General features: G+C 40.0%; 20 protein-coding genes. 18 read left to right on the top strand and 2 right to left on the bottom strand.

Going from position 1 to position 19,691, the window contains the following annotated elements:
* Positions 1 to 2: 2 nt before the first annotated feature.
* Together BUA02_RS03395 and BUA02_RS03390 are read left to right on the top strand one after the other, a co-directional pair.
* Positions 3 to 1,463, top strand: a complete 1,461-nt coding sequence (locus BUA02_RS03395) for a WavE lipopolysaccharide synthesis family protein (protein ID WP_072700951.1) — start codon at positions 3 to 5, stop codon at positions 1,461 to 1,463.
* Position 1,464: 1 nt separating this feature from the next.
* Positions 1,465 to 1,839, top strand: coding sequence for an HAD family hydrolase (locus BUA02_RS03390; protein WP_143147366.1), 375 nt, complete (start codon positions 1,465 to 1,467; stop codon positions 1,837 to 1,839).
* Between the two features lie 8 nt (positions 1,840 to 1,847).
* On the opposite strand, the gene BUA02_RS03385 is transcribed toward BUA02_RS03390, so the two are convergent.
* The gene (locus BUA02_RS03385; protein WP_072700948.1) at positions 1,848 to 2,819 is read right to left on the bottom strand and encodes a DUF6492 family protein; all 972 of its coding nucleotides are present in this window, start codon (positions 2,817 to 2,819) and stop codon (positions 1,848 to 1,850) included.
* Between the two features lie 120 nt (positions 2,820 to 2,939).
* Between BUA02_RS03385 and BUA02_RS03380 the strand changes: the two genes are divergently transcribed.
* Genes BUA02_RS03380 through BUA02_RS03350 form a run of 7 tightly spaced genes read left to right on the top strand, consistent with a single transcriptional unit; the run spans position 2,940 to position 9,769 of the window.
* Positions 2,940 to 4,049 carry a glycosyltransferase family 4 protein gene (locus BUA02_RS03380; RefSeq protein WP_072700946.1) on the top strand — a complete coding sequence of 370 codons (1,110 nt, stop codon included), beginning with the start codon at positions 2,940 to 2,942 and terminating at the stop codon, positions 4,047 to 4,049.
* The gene (locus tag BUA02_RS03375) at positions 4,021 to 4,617 is read left to right on the top strand and encodes a hypothetical protein (RefSeq protein WP_072700944.1); all 597 of its coding nucleotides are present in this window, start codon (positions 4,021 to 4,023) and stop codon (positions 4,615 to 4,617) included. The genes BUA02_RS03380 and BUA02_RS03375 overlap by 29 nt, the downstream gene beginning before the upstream one ends.
* A gap of 1 nt (position 4,618) precedes the next feature.
* A complete protein-coding gene (locus BUA02_RS03370; protein ID WP_072700942.1) occupies positions 4,619 to 5,569 on the top strand; it encodes a glycosyltransferase family 8 protein in 951 nt (316 codons plus the stop codon).
* Positions 5,570 to 5,580: 11 nt separating this feature from the next.
* Positions 5,581 to 6,420 carry a glycosyltransferase family 2 protein gene (locus BUA02_RS03365; protein WP_072700940.1) on the top strand — a complete coding sequence of 280 codons (840 nt, stop codon included), beginning with the start codon at positions 5,581 to 5,583 and terminating at the stop codon, positions 6,418 to 6,420.
* Between the two features lies 1 nt (position 6,421).
* Complete coding sequence (locus tag BUA02_RS03360) at positions 6,422 to 7,591, top strand: CgeB family protein (RefSeq protein WP_072700938.1); 1,170 nt, start codon at positions 6,422 to 6,424, stop codon at positions 7,589 to 7,591.
* Positions 7,592 to 7,593: 2 nt separating this feature from the next.
* Positions 7,594 to 8,757, top strand: a complete 1,164-nt coding sequence (locus BUA02_RS03355; protein ID WP_072700936.1) for a CgeB family protein — start codon at positions 7,594 to 7,596, stop codon at positions 8,755 to 8,757.
* A gap of 4 nt (positions 8,758 to 8,761) precedes the next feature.
* Complete coding sequence (locus tag BUA02_RS03350) at positions 8,762 to 9,769, top strand: glycosyltransferase family 2 protein (RefSeq protein ID WP_072700934.1); 1,008 nt, start codon at positions 8,762 to 8,764, stop codon at positions 9,767 to 9,769.
* Here BUA02_RS03350 and BUA02_RS03345 read toward each other — a convergent pair.
* On the bottom strand, positions 9,764 to 10,711 hold the full coding sequence (locus BUA02_RS03345) for a hypothetical protein (protein ID WP_072700932.1): 948 nt from the start codon (positions 10,709 to 10,711) through the stop codon (positions 9,764 to 9,766). The genes BUA02_RS03350 and BUA02_RS03345 overlap by 6 nt on opposite strands.
* Positions 10,712 to 10,833: 122 nt before the next feature.
* Between BUA02_RS03345 and BUA02_RS03340 the strand changes: the two genes are divergently transcribed.
* Genes BUA02_RS03340 through BUA02_RS03300 form a run of 9 tightly spaced genes read left to right on the top strand, consistent with a single transcriptional unit; the run spans position 10,834 to position 19,669 of the window.
* Positions 10,834 to 11,460 (top strand): PI-PLC domain-containing protein, encoded by a 627-nt coding sequence (locus BUA02_RS03340; RefSeq protein ID WP_072700930.1) that lies wholly within the window; start codon positions 10,834 to 10,836, stop codon positions 11,458 to 11,460.
* On the top strand, positions 11,450 to 12,082 hold the full coding sequence (locus tag BUA02_RS03335; RefSeq protein WP_071176946.1) for an HAD family hydrolase: 633 nt from the start codon (positions 11,450 to 11,452) through the stop codon (positions 12,080 to 12,082). The genes BUA02_RS03340 and BUA02_RS03335 overlap by 11 nt, the downstream gene beginning before the upstream one ends.
* Positions 12,079 to 12,807, top strand: coding sequence for a glycosyltransferase family 2 protein (locus BUA02_RS03330; protein ID WP_242946463.1), 729 nt, complete (start codon positions 12,079 to 12,081; stop codon positions 12,805 to 12,807). Before BUA02_RS03335 ends, BUA02_RS03330 begins: the two co-directional genes overlap by 4 nt.
* Positions 12,804 to 13,130, top strand: coding sequence for a cupin domain-containing protein (locus tag BUA02_RS03325; protein ID WP_071176944.1), 327 nt, complete (start codon positions 12,804 to 12,806; stop codon positions 13,128 to 13,130). The genes BUA02_RS03330 and BUA02_RS03325 overlap by 4 nt, the downstream gene beginning before the upstream one ends.
* A gap of 2 nt (positions 13,131 to 13,132) precedes the next feature.
* The gene (locus BUA02_RS03320; RefSeq protein WP_072700926.1) at positions 13,133 to 13,852 is read left to right on the top strand and encodes a glycosyltransferase family 2 protein; all 720 of its coding nucleotides are present in this window, start codon (positions 13,133 to 13,135) and stop codon (positions 13,850 to 13,852) included.
* Between the two features lie 18 nt (positions 13,853 to 13,870).
* Positions 13,871 to 15,586 (top strand): LicD family protein, encoded by a 1,716-nt coding sequence (locus BUA02_RS03315; protein WP_072700924.1) that lies wholly within the window; start codon positions 13,871 to 13,873, stop codon positions 15,584 to 15,586.
* Complete coding sequence (locus BUA02_RS03310; protein ID WP_178297597.1) at positions 15,579 to 17,306, top strand: LicD family protein; 1,728 nt, start codon at positions 15,579 to 15,581, stop codon at positions 17,304 to 17,306. The genes BUA02_RS03315 and BUA02_RS03310 overlap by 8 nt, the downstream gene beginning before the upstream one ends.
* Before the next feature lie 10 nt (positions 17,307 to 17,316).
* A complete protein-coding gene (locus tag BUA02_RS03305) occupies positions 17,317 to 18,294 on the top strand; it encodes a class I SAM-dependent methyltransferase (RefSeq protein WP_072700920.1) in 978 nt (325 codons plus the stop codon).
* Positions 18,295 to 18,316: 22 nt separating this feature from the next.
* Entirely contained in the window at positions 18,317 to 19,669 is a 1,353-nt protein-coding gene (locus tag BUA02_RS03300) for a Gfo/Idh/MocA family oxidoreductase (RefSeq protein ID WP_072700918.1), read from the top strand.
* Positions 19,670 to 19,691 lie beyond the last annotated feature (22 nt).

The following is a 19,691-nucleotide window of genomic DNA, read 5'->3' as shown; positions in this document are numbered from 1 at the left end:
AGATGGAGTATTCTGCAGCTTTTAAGAAGCTAGTAGTAGACAAATTTAATCAGGTGGAAAAAGACACTGCGATAGCAATGCAGCATCTTGGTCAGGATGACTTTAGAAGCTGCATCGTAGCTGCGCAGCAGGATATGCTGGCTTTTTCTCAGTATATTGAACTTACATTTGGCTTTTTTTCTACTCATGAGCATTCAAATATTGCCTTGATATCATTGGAGGAACCTGAGAGAAAAAGGATCCTGTCAATATTGCAAAGCCTTATACAAGATGCTCTTGCTATTATGGAACAATATGCCAAGTGCCTTGATGAGACAGATGATAAAACTATTTATGATAGCCTTCAGGCAGTGAAGGGCAAGGCAGGAACCATCTCTCTCAATGTCAGGTTTGACGTCCCTGCTCCTCCAATGGAAACCATAGAAGAAGCAAGCGTCCTGGAAATATGCAGAAATATGGTGAAGCTAAATGCCATAAATATGGATTACTACACTCTGAACAAGCTGTGGCATTTTTCAGTAAGAAAGATATATCCAAGAATTGAACTTTCTGATACTGCTATAGTGATCCAGGGACCAGTTCTCTATGAAGGTGACTTCACATTAGAGACTATTTTGTACTACAGAAGACTTTATCCTGTTACAACCATTATCTTATCTACCTGGATGGGCGAAGTCACTCCGGAGCTTAGATATATGCTTGAAGCAGCAGGCATTACTGTATTAGAAAATGAAAAGCCTGAAATAACAGGTAAGACAAATGTAAAACTCCAGGCATTTAGTTCATTAAAGGGAGTGGATCTTGCTGAAAAAGATCAGAATATAAAATATGTTTTAAAGACAAGAACTGATCAGAGGTTCTTTTTGCCGGATTTTTTAAGCTACATGAGAAATATGATAAAGCTTTACCCTGTAGCACAGGAGGGACTTGAAGGCAGAATAGAGTTTTTAGGGGGATACTCATCTCTTATGACATATCCTTTTAGACTTACAGATTTCATGACCTTCGGAACAATTGGAGATATAAAGAGGTTTTATTCCTGCTCGGGAGAGGATGAGAGATTAGAAAATACCTATCGCGACGAGGAAAGCACAGGATATCAGTATGACAGGGTATTCAGGCTCACCCCTAGGGACGATGTGTTCTCGGTTTTGGGTTACAGTAAAGAGGAAAGAATGGCTTTATGCCATAAGATAGGACCCTATAAGGATCCGGAATCCTATCTTGCCGGAAGCTTTTATGAGAGAGTGATATTAGGAAGAATTCTTGAAGAAAGTGATGATGAACTGATGCATTACTGGAAGTTTCTTAAAAATGCTGCAATCATTATCGATCCTTTGCAGCTTATGTTCTACTGGAAAAAGTATGACAGTGAGTATATGACTAACAACCCTCTTATTGCAGATGGCGGCCTTAGTAACAGTACTTGGACACAACTTTATCTTCATGAATTTGAGGAGTGACATGGAAAATATAGTTTTATCAAAGCTTGGACATACCTGGATATTGGATATTGATGGCACTATAGTGAAGCACAATGGCTACAAGATAGATGGCGAGGATTCTTTTTTGCCTGGAGCAAAAGAGTTCCTTGATGGGATCCCAAAAGAGGATATGGTCGTATTCATTACATCCAGAACTGACGAATATCGTGAAAAAACAATAGAATTCCTAAAAAGGAATTCTATTAGATTTGACCATATTATATTTAATGCTCCCTATGGAGAGAGGATCTTACTAAATGATGATAAGCCAAGTGGCCTTAAAATGGGCATGGCTCTTAATCTAAAAAGAGACACCTTCCCAGAAATGAATGTTACTATCGATGAAGAGCTGTAATTTTTTTGTTAGATAGGGTAGTAACTATCGCCTACTTTTAGCTTGCCGTCTTTGTATTCACCCATGGCGCCGCTTTCAAGGATTGCTATGTAGAACTGCTCTGGGGATAACTTTTCTCTGTAACGAGGATCTCTAAAAAGCCCTGTTAGTATGTCTTCAGTTTCGTGGTATTTTTCAAAGGTTGCGGCGTGATAATCCTTGGAAAGCCACTTTATATCTTCTGGAGTGATATCAGAGATATCCACAAAGAAGTTTGCATTTCTGAAAGATTTCCACTTTCTGAGCATATATGCAGACTGGTGACGCATAGCAACAAAGGTTCCAAAGGTTTCAAACTCAGAAAAACCAAGTTTTAGATTATCAATGCCTACAGCTGACAGGATCTTTTCATAAAAGGCTTCTCCTTCAAAGCTGGTTTTCTCAATTTCGGCGATCATTTCAAGCATGAAGTCCTTGTTAAAGACCATGTGCTCAGATATGAAGGAGTCCTGAATTATCTTGGTATAGCCAAAAAGTCTTTCGATAGTGACAAAATAGCTGGTGTTGAATTCTGGCTTAACGTCAAAATAAGGCTTGCCGCTATCTGAGAACATTTCTATTTTTTTGACAGGAATAGTGTCGGCATCCCAGGAAAGATAGTATTCTTCCTCGCAGACATTTGCGTAGGCCATCTTTAGAAACTGCTGATAATACCAGTTTACGGTGGATATAGCTTTGGTAGTGGCAGCAGCTAATATTGGATCATAAACTTCTTTTACCTTAGAAAAAGGTACTAAGGAGTTTTCGTTTATATATTCGATAGTCAGATCAGAATCGTCAGTTTCATTAACTAGTGGTTCTAGGGATGAAGGGCCTATGAATACGATCTTGCTCACAGGAAGAAATTCAAATAGATAATGAAGAGTAGCTTTGGCTCTATTAAAATCTTCTGGAACAGCAGGGATAATGCAAGGATACTTATGATCTTTTGAATTAGTCATTTAGGCACCTCCAACACATGATTACAACAGTTATTATATCAAATAATAGGCGCTTTTTGATGTATAATTAAGTATATTGATGAGCTGAAAAGTACTGGACCTGAGGGGGATAGAGTTACAATGCACAGAATAACATCTATAGTATGGGAGCCAAGGCCCTGGTATAATGTAGAACTAGCCAAAGATATTGCGCTTGTTCCGTATCTTCTTCACAAAAATCATGGATGTGAAGTTACTTTGGTGACTGGTCCAGGCGAAGAATATACATATCTTGAGTATCTTGAAGGTATAAATTTCGTAGTTCTTGAAGATAGTTCCATTGAATGTAAAAAAGAATACATACGAAAGAATATAGATAATATCGATCTTTTCATGTTCTATGGTGTTACAAGCCACGATCTACTCATGTCCGAATATCTAAGAGAAATTGGTGCAAAGTGCATGAAGACCTGCGCCCTTGATATGAATATCGAGTACGCAGACAGACTGGTGTTTTATAAAGATCCATTTTTTAGCTACTTTGACAATATGGACCTTATGTGGCAGTCAGATGCAACCATGACAAGGTTCTTAAATGAAAAGTGGGACTGGAACATAGAGTGCGAGAGAAATGGCTATTATAACCTTGTAAAAGGTACTAGCAAGGTGGATTACGTTCCAATAGCTGATAGAGATAACACCATTTTGTACGTGGGAAGGATCATAGAGGAGCAAAAGAGGATAAAGACCCTTCTTGATGCTTTTGTTATTGCCGCTGATAAGCTTCCTGACTGGACTTTGAAGCTTATAGGTCCTATTGATCCAGGATTTTTCGAATATCTGGATATGTTCATGGAATACCACTTAGAGATAGCAGATAGGATCATAGTGATCGATAATATAAGTGATAAAGAAGAGCTTCACAGAGAATATGAGAAGGCAAAGATATTTGCTTCTACAAGTGACATGGAAGGCGGCGTTCCAAACGCCATGACAGAAGCTCTTTGCACAGGCTGTGTTATGGCTATTACGCAGATTGAGTCTTATAGAGACTGTATTGGTAATGACGAAGCGGGGCTTAGCGCTCCTATCGGTGATGCAGAGCGCTTTTCAGACATTCTCGTAAAACTTTGTACGGAAAGTGATCTTGATAAGATGTCCAAAGCATCTTACGACAGAGGACAAGAGCTATTTAATCTTGAAAAGATAGCTGGGGAGATATATGGGAAACTTTGCGCTAGAGGGTTTTAAATATCTTTATAAAAGTGAAGAGAAGGATGAAGTGTTGCTAGACCTTGAGGACTGGTTTTCTAACAAGGGACGAGTTCCGTTTCATGACTACTTTGACAATACTACTGTTTCAACGCTGATCCTTAATAATCTTGATGCTCACGCTGCGTTTGTCGGCGGCGATCCAGTAATCTCTCAGTATGATATCTGCTATGCAATGCTGGACACTATGTTCATCAGAGAACACACAAGGAGTAAGGACGCCAAGCTCATTATTGAATATGGTGCATCTAACGATTATATCCAAAAGCATTTCCTTAATATCCTAGCGGAGTTAAAGCCTGAGTCAGAGTATATCAAGGAAAACGATGATAGAAAAAGCGACATGGTAGTTTTGAACGGCGTAGGAGAGTGTACTGATCCTGAGGTCGCAGTAAAAAATGCTTATGAGACCTTAAAGGATGGCGGAGTTCTTTTTGCCATGTGCATTGGTCAGACACCTCTTAAACAGGAGATCGAGAGAGCATTTCCAAATGAAAAGAAGTATTTGCTTGCGCCTGACTGCGTAATCTGGAAAGTGAGAAAGTAAGATGAATGTAATTACGGCACTTAATAGAAAATATATTCCATATACCCTTGTAATGCTCACATCTCTTGGAATCAATTCTAAAGAGAGCGTTGATGCTTATCTTCTTCACAGCGAGCTTACAGGTGAAGATGAAAAGTTCCTTAAGGGAGCCTTGGAAGAACATGGCGTAAATATACATCTCGTTGCCATAGATAGGAGTATGTTTAGCGATAAGCTTCCAAGAAATGAACAGTGGAGCCTAGAGACCTATTTTAGACTTATGATGTTTGATGTACTTCCTGATAACATTTCAAGAGCTCTTTATCTTGATGGAGATATGGTCATTAACAAAGATTTAACTGACCTTTATAACATGGACTTTGCTGACAAAGAGATAATTGCCTGCGATGACAAGGGCGGCTTTAATCAAAAAGAAGGCTATGGACCAAAGCACAATGAGATGTTTAGAGAAGCCTATGAGCATGACTATAGATATTTTAATGCTGGCGTGATGCTCCTTAATTTAGAACTCATGCGTAAAAGATACTCTTTTAAGACCTATCTTGATGCCTTTGAAGCCTGGAACTATCAGATGGAGGCACCAGATCAGGACATACTTAACTGGGTTCATTGGAAAAATGTAGATTACGTTGATTTTGCATATTATGACCTTTTTGCCAGAGTTGCCCACACTTCAGGCATAACCTATGAAGAGGTTAAAAAAGATGTGGCAATAGTGCACTTTCCTGGTGCAAAGCCATGGGAAAATGCTAACTATCACTTTGGTATAGAAAAGCTGTGGTGGGACTATGCCAAAAAGACGCCTCTTTATCAGGAACTTTTGGAAGGCTTTGTGGAATCTGCTGTTACGGATAATTCAATAGAGCTTTTCATGAGAAACCTTGATGAGAAGAATAGAACACAGGCTGATCTACTTCAGCAGCTTATGGCCAAGGTAAAAGAGATCATGTAAAGGATTTTCATATGGTAACTGTTTTTACGCCCACATATAACAGGGCATACAGATTGGAACAACTTTATAATTCCCTTAAGAGGCAGACCTCCAAGGATTTTGAATGGATAGTCATAAATGATGGAAGCACAGACAATACTAATGAGCTTTTTGATGCTTGGCTTAAGGAAGAAAATGATTTTCCTATCATCTACAAAGAAGTAGAAAATGGAGGAAAGCATAGAGGTATCAACAAAGCTGTTCAGATGGCTTCGAGCGATGCCTTCTTTATCGTCGATAGCGATGATTACATTCTTGATGATGCAATAGAGAAGGTTAACAGATGGTTTTCTCAGATCGCTGACGATGACTCTTTTGCTGCAGTAAGTGGACTTAAGAGCGAGCCAGATATGAAGCCTGTTGGAGGCTATGGTAAGTTTGAGGGAGAGTACGTCGATTGCACCAATCTGCAGAGACATTTATATAACCTCTTAGATGACAAAGCTGAGATTTATAAGACCAGCATTTTAAAAAAATATCCATTTCCTGAGTTTGAGGGTGAAAAGTTCGTGCCAGAGTCTCTGATCTGGGACAGCATTGCAAGGGACGGCTACAAGATCAGGTGGTTCAATGAGATCATCTATATCTGCGAGTATTTACCAGATGGACTGTCTGCCAGTTCAGACAAAAAGTTTATGGAGAGCCCAAAGGGTTTTATTGCGTATCTCAACATGCTTGAGACTGTTCATGACCCAAGAGAGGTTGATGTATTCAGGCTTCAGTTCTACCAGAACATCATCAATACTTATGGAACAGACAGACTTATTGAAATTATCAACATGGCCAATAAGATGAAGGAAGAACAAAAGTAATATGAATATCTTATTTTTGGACTGGAAAAGCATAGGAAATGAAGATCTGATACAGGCTGCCCAAAAGCTTGGAATATCAGTTACTACCTATGCTTTTGATAATCATATAGATGATGATGACAAAGAGTTCATGGCAAAGTTCAAAGAGGATTTAGAGAAGCTAAGCTTTGATTTTGCACTTTCTTTTAACTATTTTCCTGTAGTTTCTAAGGTTTGCAATGAACTTGGCGTAAAGTATGCAGCGTGGGTGTATGATAACCCTGCTGTAAGGCTCTTTTCCTATACTCTTATCAATAAATGCAATTATGTATTTGTGTTTGATTCCCAGATGTATGAGCTGTTTGCTAGTCAGGGTTTTAAGAATGTCTTCTATCTGCCAATGGCGGCGCCTGTAGAAAGATACGACTCCATTACTGTCACTGATGATATGGCAAAAAAATACGGCGGAGATATTTCCTTTGTGGGTCAGTTATATACTGAGGATCACACCTACTATGACAGGCTTGAAGGCAAGATCTCAGACTATATAAAGGGCTATTTGGAGGGACTTATAAGCACTCAGATGGAGCTTCAGGGAGTTAACATTATCGAGAACTCCCTTACAGAGCGCGCCATAGCAGAGATGGAAAAGGTTCTGGAGATAAAGCCTGGATATGACAGCGTTGCGACCTATGAATATCTTTATGCTAATTATGTAATTAACAGAAAGATCACAGCCCTTGAGAGAAGCTTATTTTTAAGGGAAATAGGTCAAAAGCATCCTGTGAATCTGTATACCAAGGATAAGACTTTTTGCGCAGAAGGCGTTGATAACAGGGGTGAAGCGGATTACTACGTTGAGATGCCTATTGTGTTCAAAACTTCTGCAATTAACTTAAATATTTCTCTAAGAAGCATTCAAAAGGGCATACCTTTAAGGGCAATGGATATTATGGGATGCGGAGGATTCCTTCTTTCTAATTATCAGGAGGACTATCTAAGGTTCTTTGTTCCGGGAGAGGACTTTGTTTATTACGAGAGCAAGAGTGATCTTATGGACAAGATAGATTACTACCTGATCCATGAGGATGAGAGGCTTGATATAGCAAAAAGAGGCCATGACAAGGTCCTTGCTGATCACACATATGAAGGACGACTTCAGGAAATTATAGATATAGTGACTAGGGAGTGAACATGAGTACAGTCTATGGATTATTGTATTTAAATGAAATTAAATATGATGACATCGCCTGGACTATGTTAAATGCCGGAAGGACCATAAAGGTTATTGATACTGGAATTTCGATTCATAGTATGGCCCAGGGTGATATCGATAGGGTAAAAGAGCTACTAACAGGCGATGGGATCGATGTTGCCATAACAATGGACTTTGCACCGGCTGTTTCTGATGCCTGCGAGACCCTTGGTATTAAATACGTCTCCTGGATATATGACATGCCCCAGCAGGAACTTTATGAGAAGCAGGTTGGAAATGACTGCAATTATATCTTTTCTTTTGACAAGATTCAGATAGAGCAGATAAAAGAGGCGGGAGGAAAGCATGTCTTTTACCAGCCACTTGCTACAAACGTCTACAGAAACTCGGGACTTGTGATAAATCCAGAGGATGAAGCAAGATTTTCCTGCGATGTTTCCTTTGTTGGAAGCCTTTATAATGACGATAGCTATGGAGACGTCTTAGGAAAGGCGTCAGATGAGACACAGAGCGAAATAGAGGCTATTGTTAACAGTTCTTTTGGCATATGGGATGGCAAGAACAGGATAAATGGAAGGCTTTCTGACAGTGCCATTTCAGAGCTGTGGAAGATATATGGCGGAAATGATACAGACTCATTTTCAATGGATAAGGATACATATCTTGGAGCAAGACTTTTTGCAAGATATATTTCTTTTTTGGAGAGAAGCTGTATATTGGAGTCTCTTTCTGACTACGACGTAAGGCTTCATACAAATGATACGTCTATCAGTATTCCAGGAGTTAAGGTGGGAGGAAGGCTTTCCTATGATGAAGAGCTTCCAAGGATGTATTATCTTAGTAAGATAAACCTTAATATCTCATTGCATTCCATATTATCAGGAGTGCCCCTTAGGGTATTTGATATCATGGGAGTTGGAGGATTTATGCTGACTAATTACCAACCTGAGATAGAAGAACTCTTTACTATTGGCAAGGATATCGAAGTGTTTCATGATATAGATGAGCTTCACGACAAGGTCAGCTTTTACCTTGCTAACGAAAAGGCAAGGCTTCAGATAGCGCTAAATGGTTACAAGCTTGTAAGTGAGAAGTATAGCTATGATAGGGCTATAGAGAGCATATTGGCAAAGATAGGATGATGGCATGAAAAAAGTAAGCATAGTAGTACCTGCGTACAACTCAGAAAAAACAATAACAAGATGCCTTAGTAGCCTTGTTAATCAGACACTACAGGACATCGAGATCATAGTTGTTAACGACGCCTCAACAGATAATACCTGGGAGATCATGAAAAGCTGTGAAGAGCAGTTTCCTGATAAGGTAGTCATAATAGATGGTGGAGTTAATAGAGGCAGTGGCGGAGCCAGAAATCAAGGCTTTGACTTTGCAACAGGCGAATATATCGGTCTTGTTGATAGCGATGACTATGTGGCTTCAAACATGTTTGAGCTACTATATAACAAGGCAAAAGAAGGGGACTACGATATCGTAGATACTGGGTTTTATAGCGAGCGTCAGGATAAGGCAACTCTATATACAGGGGATAATGTGACAGGAGAGCTGGACGATGAGAAGAGAAGGACTCTTATTACCTGTGGCGGATACCTTGTAACCAAGATATTTAAAAGAGAGTTGTGGAATGATCCTGTCATCAGAATGCGTGAGAAGGTAAGATGCCTTGAGGATACTGAAATCTTACTGTATATGATCCTTAGAGCTAGGAATATTGGTAATGTCAAAGAGGTTCTTTACAATTACTGCGACAGCGCGGATTCTGCTACGAAGACCATGGATCTTGACACATATTATGCGTCTATTTATGGAGCCATAGGGGCAACCTATGAAAAATGCCATGAGCTTGAAAACTACGAAGGCGTCAAGGATGCCATGGAATATGCTATGGCTAATATGTATTCTTTTGGTATAAACAGATGTCTCTATGAAAAGATTGCAAGGTTTGGAGCAGATATAAAGAATGTAAAAAGATATTTTGAAGGAGCAGATCCATGTACAGAAAAGCTCCTTCGTGATCTTGCAGTGTTAAGAAAAAATGCCATCACAATTCCTTACGATGATAATATTGAGATTCAAAACAGAATATCTCAGCTAGATATTGCTATCATGAAGGAATGCGACAGACTCTTTTTATAAAGTCTTGAGAACTGAGATGAAGTTAAGAACATCCTTATCAAACTTGGCTTTCTCAGAAGCGATGAAGCTCCTGTAGTCAGCAAATGCATTCTGGTGCTGAACGAAATTATCGCAAATGTCATGCATCAGAGCATCTATAGCATCCAGCTGACTTGCTGGATCATCAAACTTATATTGTTCAGGGATCGGCACATCTTCTTGGAATGCTGCGGATCCTTTTTTGTTGGTTATAACAACGCAGCCGTCGGCAGCAGCTTCTCTAGGAATTCGGTCCTTACCTGGGTGGTTTCCGAAATCAACATATATCTTGGAACTCTGCATTGTAAGGATCATATGAGGCAGGTCCATTTTTACCAAAGGGATCCAGTTAAGCCAAGAAGCTTTTGCTATAAGTGGCTTTATCTCTTCAAAACCCTTGGCAGGATTGTATAAGGCATTATTCATGCGCCCTTCAGCAGGGTAGATGAATTTGCCATGTTCTTCATTGATGTAGTCTGAAAGAAAGATTCCATTGGCATCAGGAAACATCTTTTTGACATATTCTATTGAGTACTTGGATTGGAAAAGGTGAAGAGAAACGTTATCTTTTATGAAATCAACGTTACATTCCTGGGTAGATACGATGTAATTATCAACACTCATCCACCAAAGTGCAATCTTGGCGCGTTTGATGTGCATCATACTAAAGGTCAGACCTTCAGGGAAGATAACTATATTTTCAGCTCTGTCGATCTCATCCATATCTGAACGGCTCTCGGTGTTATATACGAGATAAGGTGCAGGAGTTTCAACATTTTCAACAATGTTATATGGCTCTTTTAGATTTACATAGCACATATAGGCCTTTTCGTCAGATAGCCTATTTACAGCATTGCAAAGCTGATGAGCCAGCTCAGGGCCACCACTTATTCTGTTTTGAGGTGAAATAATGTAGATTGCCATGAAAAACCTCCCTAAAATCCCGTAGATACACTCTAATTATACTACGTTACGCTGTTTATTGGCATATAACTATGATAAAATATAGTTGAGTGTTTATTATGAGGGATTATGGAGAAAAATCGATGAAAATACTAGCTCACAGAGGTTTATGGACGACAGCATCAGAAAAAAATTCCATGGAAGCTTTTGTAAAGGCCTTTGAACACGGCTATGGAATAGAGACAGATGTAAGAGACTATATGGAGAAACTTGTGGTTTCGCACAATATAGCTACTTCAGAGTGCTTTCTTTTTGAGGATGTCCTTAAAGCCTACAAAGAGTCTGGTTCTGATATGCCACTTGCCATCAATATCAAAGCAGATGGAATACAGGATATCTTAAGAGCAGATCTTAATAAATTCAACATAAAGAACTATTTTGTCTTTGATATGTCTATTCCTGAGCAGGTAGTGTACCACAAGCAGGATTTTAACGCTTTTACTAGGATGAGCGAATATGAAAAAGAGCCAGTTCTTTTGGAAAAGTCACAGGGCGTTTGGATGGATGAATGGGAAAAATCCTGGATAAATGAAGGAGTTATTGACCAGATGAGACAGCAAGGCAAGATGGTTTCTATCATTTCACCAGAGATACATGGACGAGATAAGGCAAATATGTGGAAATTCCTAAAAAAATACGTTGATGATGCCGATGTAATGTTATGTACTGATACACCGGTAGAAGCGGAGGAATATTTTTATGGGAACTAAGATCAAAGCGATTCTTTTTGACATGGATGGCGTACTGATCGATGCCAAGGATTGGCATTATGAGGCTTTAAACAAGGCTCTTGGACTCTTTGGAATGGAGATATCAAGATATGATCATCTTCACAGCTTTGACGGCCTTCCTACCAAAGAAAAGCTCAGAATGCTGAGCGAAGAGTTCTATTTACCGGAGAGCTTACACTCTTTTATCAATCAGATGAAACAGCAATACACAATGGAAATTGTGAATACTAAATGCAGGCCATTATTTGAGCATGAATATGCGCTTTCTAAACTCAAGAATCAAGGGTACAAAATGGCCGTCTGTTCAAATTCCGTAAGAAAAACAATAGAGACAATGATGGAAAAGGCGGAGCTTTTGGAATACTTTGACTTTTTGGTATCTAATGAAGATGTCAAAAATGCGAAGCCAGATCCTGAAATATACACAACTGCTATCAATAAGCTGAATCTTTTACCAGAGGAGTGCCTTGTGCTTGAGGATAACAAAAATGGAATCCTTGCAGCTAAGAGGAGCGGCGCAAATCTTTTAAAGGTTCAGGACGTGCATGATGTCAACTACACGAATATCATGAACAGAATTAAAGAAGTGGAGAATGGATGATGGTAAATATTCTTATTCCTGCTGCAGGCGGAGCAGAGTTTTTTCAAAATAGCTTTTATCCCAAGCCACTTGTTGAAGTAGCTGGGGAACCAATGATCCAACATGTGATCAAGAAGTTTGATGAGCTTAAGGACAAGCATTTCATCTTTATCCTGTCAGATGAAGACTGTGATAAGTTCCATTTGGACAATATCGTAAAGCTCATGACAGATGGAAATGCAGATGTCATCACATTAAAGCAAAGGACTAGAGGAGCTCTTTGTTCATGTCTTATTGCAATTGATTATATTAACAGTGACGATCCGCTTATTATCTGCAATTATGACCAGATAACTGATACAAGCGTAACAGAGGTTCTTGATTTCTTTGACAGCAAGGATGCAGATGGTGGACTTATCAGCTTCCAGAGCTTCCATCCTAGATGGTCCTATATCAGAACTGAAGAGGATCAGGTCACAGAGGTTGCTGAAAAGAGACCTGTTTCAAGAGATGCTATTTCTGGTTTCTACTACTTCAGACATGGATCTGATTTTGTAGAGTCAGCCAAGGCTGCTATTAGAAAAGATACCCAGATAAACGATAAGTTTTACATTTCATCATCGATGAATGAAATGATCCTTAAGAATAAAAAGATCACATTCTACAAGATCGACCAGGAGAAATTCCACTCCTTCCACGCTGCAGAGAAGGTAAGCGAATATGAAAGGAGCCTTGCAAGAAGATGAAGAAAGCTAAATTAAGCGATATGAAGGGCGGCTGGTTCATAGGAAATTTTGAGCCATCTCTTTATAAGACCAATGACTGCGAGGTTGCAGTTAAGACCTACAAAAAGGGTGATAAGGAAGATAAGCATTATCACAAGATCGCAACTGAGTTTACTGCAATTGTTAAGGGCAAGGTCAAGATGTTTGACCAGATCTTTGAAGAAGGCGACGTAGTGGTGGTTGAACCAGGCGAAGCCACAGCCTTTGAAGCACTTGAAGATTCTATGAATGTAGTAGTAAAGCTTCCTGGTGCTAATAATGACAAATACCTTTCGGAGGATTAAAGATGCTTAATATTGTTGTTCCTATGGCTGGACGCGGCAGCAGATTTGCTGATGCTGGATATGTTAATCCAAAGCCACTTATTGATGTTAACGGAAGAGCTATGATCGAGCTTGTGGCTGATAATATCAGACCAAAAGATGATTTTCGCTTTATATTTATCTGCCAGAGAGAGCATATGGAGAGGTTCCCTCTTGAAGATATGCTTGGGAAAGCTGCTCCAGGGTGTGAGATAATCCCAATCGATTATGTGACAGAAGGTGCTGCATGCACAGTTCTTTTGGCAGAAAAATTCATAGATAACGATGATGCGCTTATGATCGCAAATAGCGACCAGTACGTAGATATCGATATTAACGATTACCTTGCTAAGATTAAGGGGTACGATGGACTTATCATGACAATGCCTGCAAACCACCCAAAGTGGAGCTACATCAGATACACAGATGAGGGACTTGTTACTGAGGTTCGTGAAAAGGAAGTTATTTCAGATCAGGCTACAGTAGGAATCTACAACTATAGCCATGGTAAGGATTTTGTTAAGTATGCCCACCAGATGATAGACAAGAATATTCGTGTCAACAATGAGTTCTATGTAGCGCCTGTTTACAATGAGATGATTGCAGATGGCGGAAGGATCACTTATTTCGACATCGGTGAAAAGATGCATGGACTTGGCACACCTGAGGATCTAAATCTTTTCCTTGAAAAGAAGATTATTTAATACTCTGAAAGGCTTTGTATGATTAAATTTCCCGATGGATATTTCAAAGACGAAATAAGAGAAGGATTCCTTGTCAGCGAAATGATGAAAAGAGCCTGGGGCTCTCAGTTCGAACTGTTTGAAAGGATAAGGGGCCTTTGTGAGAAGTATGATATCACCTATTTTGCCGAAGTAGGAACGCTCCTAGGTGCAGTAAGGCACGAGGGCATAATTCCCTGGGATGATGATATCGACATTGCCATGCTTAGGGAAGATTATCATAGATTTTTGGAGCACGCTGACGAGATCGGCGACGGAGTATGCGTAAGGAGCATTTATTCCTCTGATTCTTTTTATAATTTTCATGCGATAGTAACACATGAAGCTGAAAAACTAGAATGGGACGAGGACAGAATGGAACAATTTCATGGCTGTCCTTTTATATGTTCGGTTGATATTTTCCCTTTGGACTATTATCCAAAGAATCCGGAAAAGCTTAAGTTTTATCAGCAGCTGTACTGCCTTGCCTACAAGACAGTATATGACTGTATGGATCTTGAGAATACTGAATTTGGCGGAAGGCTTATAAGTCTATCGGATGTGCCTAGAGATAGTTCTTTATATTCAGACATTAAGACAGTACTGGGGCTACTTCCAAGGGCTTTGGTGAATTTCCAGCTTGATGGAAATAAACCATTAAGAAATCAGCTCTGCAGGATCACAGATATGGTGGCAAGGAGCTGTAGCGAGGAAGATGCAATTGGCGTTGAATACTGCCCAAAGCTTCCTCTTGCTATATATAGCTATAGAGATAAAGAGTATTACAAAGGAACTGCAGTGCTTCCTTTTGAAATGACTGATATTGTAGTTCCAAAGGACTATAGAGAAACCCTTGCAAGTATCTATGGTGAAGATTATATGACTCCTGTAAGGGGAGCGGCAGGACACAACTATCCCTTCTGGGGAGCTGAAGTTAACGTCCTTATTGGCGGAGATATCGGAGAACTTTACCTTTATCCAAAGGATAAAAAGCATATAGTTGATACTTTAGGTATTCTTGATGAAGCTATGATGGAAGTAAACAGCAATGCATATCAGGGAAATATCAGTATTTCTCTTGATCTTTTGGGACAGATGCAGGAGCTTGCAACTTCTATAGGAACATTTGCTGAGACAATAGTAGGAGAAAAGTCAGGAACCATCGCTGACTTTGAAAAATACTGCGAAGATCTATTTAGATACTATGACAGGCTCAAGGATGAAAAGGGGCCTATGGATGCAGAATGTGAGTGGATGATCTCTTATACGGAAGGGCTAAATAGCGATCTAAAGGCTATCAGAAGGTCGGTATTTAAGGAAATATGCCTTGGAGACAGAGGCACGGAAGATACGAGGAATACTGTTCTCATAGGTGTATCTGCTACAGGTATAGTAAACAACACATTTCTTGAAATAGATAAGATAAGGCAGCTCATTGATGAGCATACTAGAAATGATGAGAGTGTGCTTGTGCTTGTGAGTGAAGGATTAAAGACCTTTTTATCTAAGTGCGGTCTGGAGATAGAAGGAATGTACCTTGCATTTTTGGAGGATATTAAGCTTCTTTCAAATGTGACTGTAACTGAGAGCCCAAGGACTTCAGAGATAGATAAGGCTCTTTGTGTGTGCAATAGCTATATAGGTGATAGATGCAGATTGTCTGAGCTCTGCACAGATGCTGGAATGGACATTAGTATATTGGACTACAATGAATAAATTAGGAGCAGCAATGGTAGAACTTGATAAGCTAACATTTTCAGAAGAGTGGTTTAAAGATGAGGTAAGAGAAGGCTTCTTTGTCCCAGAGATGATGAAGCGCTTTTGGGCTGCCCAGCTTGTGGTTCTATCAGAGATAGACAAGATCTGTAAGAGGCATGATATCAAGTGGTACGCCGATATGGGAACTCTCATCGGCACCATCAGGCATAAAGGCTATATTCCTTGGGATGATGACTTTGATATATCTATGCTAAGGGATGACTGGGAGAGATTTTTTGAATATGCCAGAGAGGAGCTTCCCAAGGAGTACAAGATCCTTACAGTTGAGGACGAGGAGCAGTACACCCTTGCTCTTGGAAGGATCACAAACGGAACAACCATAAACTTAGAAAAAGAGCATTTGGATAAATTCTACGGCTGTCCCTATGTGACAGGCGTTGATATCTTCCCAATGGACAAGATATATAACGACTCAGAAAAAGAGGAAGAAAGGCGAGATAGAGGTAACGACGTATTAAAAGCCTGCTCTATCCTGGTTGCTAGAGGGACAGAGGACAAAGAGTTACTAGCTCTTTTACTAAAGATCGAAAAAGCAAATAATACAAAGCTTCCAAGAAATTATAGGCTAGCTAGAGCCCTCATTGTGCTCCTTGATAAGATCCTTAAGGAATGCAGAGATGAGGATGCAAAAGAAGTGGCTTCTATGTATGTATGGGTATCTGAACACTGGGCAAAGAACCCTATAGAAGTGTATCAGGAGGGAATGGAAGCACCATTTGAGCATACTATAGTTACTGTACCTACCAGGTATCATGAGCTCCTTACAAATTATTATGGGGATTATATGACTGTCAAAAGAGGCAGTGGAGTACATAATTACCCATGTTATGGGGAACAGGAGCTAAGACTTAAGGAGCATTTAGGACATAATCCATTTAGATATACCCTTGATAAGCAGAGTTTTGACGTAAAGAGAAAGCATCCAAAGCAGATTGATGAGCTTCAATCATCTTTGAAGCTTTTGGAGAATACCCGCGCAGGGCTTGAAACTGCGGCAAGTCAGGGACAGAGCGCAGATGCTGAGACTCTTTTACAAAAGAATATCGAAATGACAGCTACTATAGAAAAGCTCATTGAGGAAAAGAAAAATGGTAAGAAAACAGTTCTTTTCATGCCTTGCAGAGCTAAGTGGTGGGAGAGCATGAGACCACTTTATAGAAAGGCTGTGTCTGATGAGAGTGTTGAGACTTACGTGATCCCGATTCCATTCTATGACTGTGATCATAACGGAAATGTCGGCGAAAGGCATGATGAGAGAGATCTCTTTATGGCAGATGAGCACTTTACAAGCTTTGATGAGTTTGACCTTGCTGGAATTCATCCGGACGTAATAGTAATTCAGGTGCCTTACGATGGCGAGAGCTATAGCATGACTGTTCCGGATAAGCTTTATTCTGAGGAACTTTTAAAATACACTGATGAGCTGGTTTATATTCCATGCTTTGACGTAATAGATCCTGTAAGTGACACGGATCCGGTGGCTATATCGCTTAAGACATTTATTGAACAGCCAGCTGTTGTGAATGCAGATAAGGTTGTACTTAAATCTGAGAAGATAAGAGATTTATATATCAGAGTTTTGACAGAACTTGCGGGAGAGGAAACACGCTCCTACTGGGAAGAAAAGATTGTTTTGCTAGAAAACTACAAGTTCTGAGAGGGGTTATATGAAGCGGATAATAACATGGGGACTTTCATATAGTGACTACGATAGCCAGAGGGAGCTATTTTCGCTTATTGCCGATGGTGAGATAGAGGTCGTCGCTGAGGCTATGTTCATTCCTGAGGAAAATGAGATATTTGGATGCAGAAGCTCTGTGGAAGATGCGTTTAATCAGCCTCACGATATGGTGGTTTATTTTGGCGTGGATGAAGCAGATGTAAGGGCTGAGCTTGAAAAACTTAGGATACCTACTGAAAAAGAGGTGTTAGGCGACCTTGGAAGTCTTATTGGAGATAGAAATAGTAAGATCCTTTCTGATCAGGTTAAGGTCATTAAGGACCTACTTGAGGCTTCAGATAGCCAGATTGCAGATAGAGAGTGGCTTTTTAATAAGCTTGGTGAATACGGCTTTTTCCCATTCTTTAAGCTGGTAAAAAAGCCTCAGACAGGAGTTAGATACAGTACCTGCGGAATATTGCAGGTTCCTGATGAGTTTGTGGATTTTTGCTTGTATCTAAGTAAGCTCAAATGCCAGAAGGCTATTGAAGTTGGAGTATACAAAGGCAGCAGCTCCTATGTGATGGCAGCTCTTTTGTACAGAAAAAATCCAGATCTTGTGTATGAAATGGTAGATATCGAGGATGGGCTGGTTAATTACGATGAGATCTCTAAGCTGATACCTGCTATTCGTAAGAGAATACCTAGCACTTCTGCTGATTTTATAGGACAGGAGTATGATTATTGCTTCATTGATGCGGATCACTCCTACGGCGCAGTTATGGAGGACTACAGAAATGTAGGACAGTACGCAACTAAGATGACTGTATTTCACGATGTTTTTGGACATGAATATGATGAGCTTGATGGCGGAACGGTCCGCGGCTGGAGAGAATTAAAAGAGTTAAATAAAGACAAAGAGATAATCGAGTTTTCAAAGTTTCCTGATAAATGGATGGGGCTTGGTGTTATAAAGTGGACATGATTGTTAAGAGGGGAATCTGATTATGAAAAAGATCATAACCTATGGCTCTTTTGACCTGTTTCATGAAGGTCATTATAAGATCTTGGAGCGCGCAAAGGCGCTTGGAGATTACCTTATAGTGGGTGTTACAACTGAACATTTTGACCGTCAGAGGGGAAAGCTTAATCTAGTTGACCCTATCATGACTAGAATAGAAAACGTCAGAAAGACTGGCTTTGCAGACGAGATCATTGTTGAAGACCATGAAGGGCAGAAGATAGAAGATATTCAGAAGTATGACATCGATACTTTTGTGCTAGGCTCTGACTGGACTGGTAAGTTTGATTATTTAAAGCAGTATTGCAACGTTGTTTATCTTGAGAGGACCCCTAATATATCTTCATCTTTTTTAAGAGAGGACAGGAAGAAGCTTATCAAACTTGGAATAGTGGGTACTGGAAGAGTTGCCAGACGTTTCTATTCAGAGATCAATTACGTTTCTGGTGTAGAGGCGGTGTCAGCTTATAATCCGGATTTTGAGAATCTGAGCGAGTTTATGCAGGTCTGCACCATAAATGGATATTGCGACGATTATGAGAGCTTTCTTGATAGCGTAGATGCTATCTATGTGGCATCACCTAATGAAACTCATGCGGAGTATGTCAGAACAGCACTTGATGCAGGCAAGCACGTTCTGTGTGAGAAGCCTATGACATTTACCTACGACGAGGCGGTTGAGCTATATGCTCTTGCAAAAGAGAAAAAGGTAGTCCTGATGGAAGGAATCAGAGCAGCGTACCTTCCTGGATTCCAGCAGCTTCTGACAGTTGCCAAAAACGGAACAATAGGTGATATCTGTGATATAGAGGCCTGCTTTACCAGAATCGGTGATCCAGCATCCCGTGAGATGTCAGATGCCAGGTATGGCGGGGCGTTTATGGAGTATGGAAGTTATACCCTGCTTCCAATCTTTAAGCTCATGGGCCTTGATTACGAGGAGTTCAAGATTGATTCTATCCTTGGAGAGAGCGGAATAGACGTTTTTACCAAGGTTGAGTTTAAGTATAAACATGGCCTTGCTACATCCAAGACTGGTGCTGGCGTTAAGTCTGAAGGTCAGCTGGTAATAGCAGGAACCAAAGGATATATACTGGCTCAGTCGCCATGGTGGCTTATTAAGAGTTTTGATGTGAGATATGAGGATCCTAGTAAGGTTGACCACTATGAAGCTGGATTTGTGGGTAACGACGGCTTTAGATATGAGATTGCAGAGTTTTTGACCAAGATAAATGGCACCGGAGGCCACGACTTTAAGCTTACAGCTGAAGAATCAATTGCTATGGCCAAGGTTGTTGAAAGGTTTATGGATACCAGAAGAAAACAGCAGGGATTTTAAGACTTTGCTGCAAATGGGACGG

The organism is Butyrivibrio hungatei DSM 14810 (assembly GCF_900143205.1).
GTDB lineage: Bacteria > Bacillota > Clostridia > Lachnospirales > Lachnospiraceae > Butyrivibrio > Butyrivibrio hungatei.
This window is presented reverse-complemented; position numbering and strand designations above follow the sequence as displayed.

Coding starts and splice junctions, on each gene's coding strand:
- BUA02_RS03395 (WP_072700951.1), top strand. CDS start 3: ATGGAGTATTCTGCAGCTTTTAAGAAGCTAGTAGTAGACAAATTTAAT.
- BUA02_RS03390 (WP_143147366.1), top strand. CDS start 1,465: ATGGAAAATATAGTTTTATCAAAGCTTGGACATACCTGGATATTGGAT.
- BUA02_RS03385 (WP_072700948.1), bottom strand. CDS start 2,819: ATGACTAATTCAAAAGATCATAAGTATCCTTGCATTATCCCTGCTGTT.
- BUA02_RS03380 (WP_072700946.1), top strand. CDS start 2,940: ATGCACAGAATAACATCTATAGTATGGGAGCCAAGGCCCTGGTATAAT.
- BUA02_RS03375 (WP_072700944.1), top strand. CDS start 4,021: ATGGGAAACTTTGCGCTAGAGGGTTTTAAATATCTTTATAAAAGTGAA.
- BUA02_RS03370 (WP_072700942.1), top strand. CDS start 4,619: ATGAATGTAATTACGGCACTTAATAGAAAATATATTCCATATACCCTT.
- BUA02_RS03365 (WP_072700940.1), top strand. CDS start 5,581: ATGGTAACTGTTTTTACGCCCACATATAACAGGGCATACAGATTGGAA.
- BUA02_RS03360 (WP_072700938.1), top strand. CDS start 6,422: ATGAATATCTTATTTTTGGACTGGAAAAGCATAGGAAATGAAGATCTG.
- BUA02_RS03355 (WP_072700936.1), top strand. CDS start 7,594: ATGAGTACAGTCTATGGATTATTGTATTTAAATGAAATTAAATATGAT.
- BUA02_RS03350 (WP_072700934.1), top strand. CDS start 8,762: ATGAAAAAAGTAAGCATAGTAGTACCTGCGTACAACTCAGAAAAAACA.
- BUA02_RS03345 (WP_072700932.1), bottom strand. CDS start 10,711: ATGGCAATCTACATTATTTCACCTCAAAACAGAATAAGTGGTGGCCCT.
- BUA02_RS03340 (WP_072700930.1), top strand. CDS start 10,834: ATGAAAATACTAGCTCACAGAGGTTTATGGACGACAGCATCAGAAAAA.
- BUA02_RS03335 (WP_071176946.1), top strand. CDS start 11,450: ATGGGAACTAAGATCAAAGCGATTCTTTTTGACATGGATGGCGTACTG.
- BUA02_RS03330 (WP_242946463.1), top strand. CDS start 12,079: ATGATGGTAAATATTCTTATTCCTGCTGCAGGCGGAGCAGAGTTTTTT.
- BUA02_RS03325 (WP_071176944.1), top strand. CDS start 12,804: ATGAAGAAAGCTAAATTAAGCGATATGAAGGGCGGCTGGTTCATAGGA.
- BUA02_RS03320 (WP_072700926.1), top strand. CDS start 13,133: ATGCTTAATATTGTTGTTCCTATGGCTGGACGCGGCAGCAGATTTGCT.
- BUA02_RS03315 (WP_072700924.1), top strand. CDS start 13,871: ATGATTAAATTTCCCGATGGATATTTCAAAGACGAAATAAGAGAAGGA.
- BUA02_RS03310 (WP_178297597.1), top strand. CDS start 15,579: ATGAATAAATTAGGAGCAGCAATGGTAGAACTTGATAAGCTAACATTT.
- BUA02_RS03305 (WP_072700920.1), top strand. CDS start 17,317: ATGAAGCGGATAATAACATGGGGACTTTCATATAGTGACTACGATAGC.
- BUA02_RS03300 (WP_072700918.1), top strand. CDS start 18,317: ATGAAAAAGATCATAACCTATGGCTCTTTTGACCTGTTTCATGAAGGT.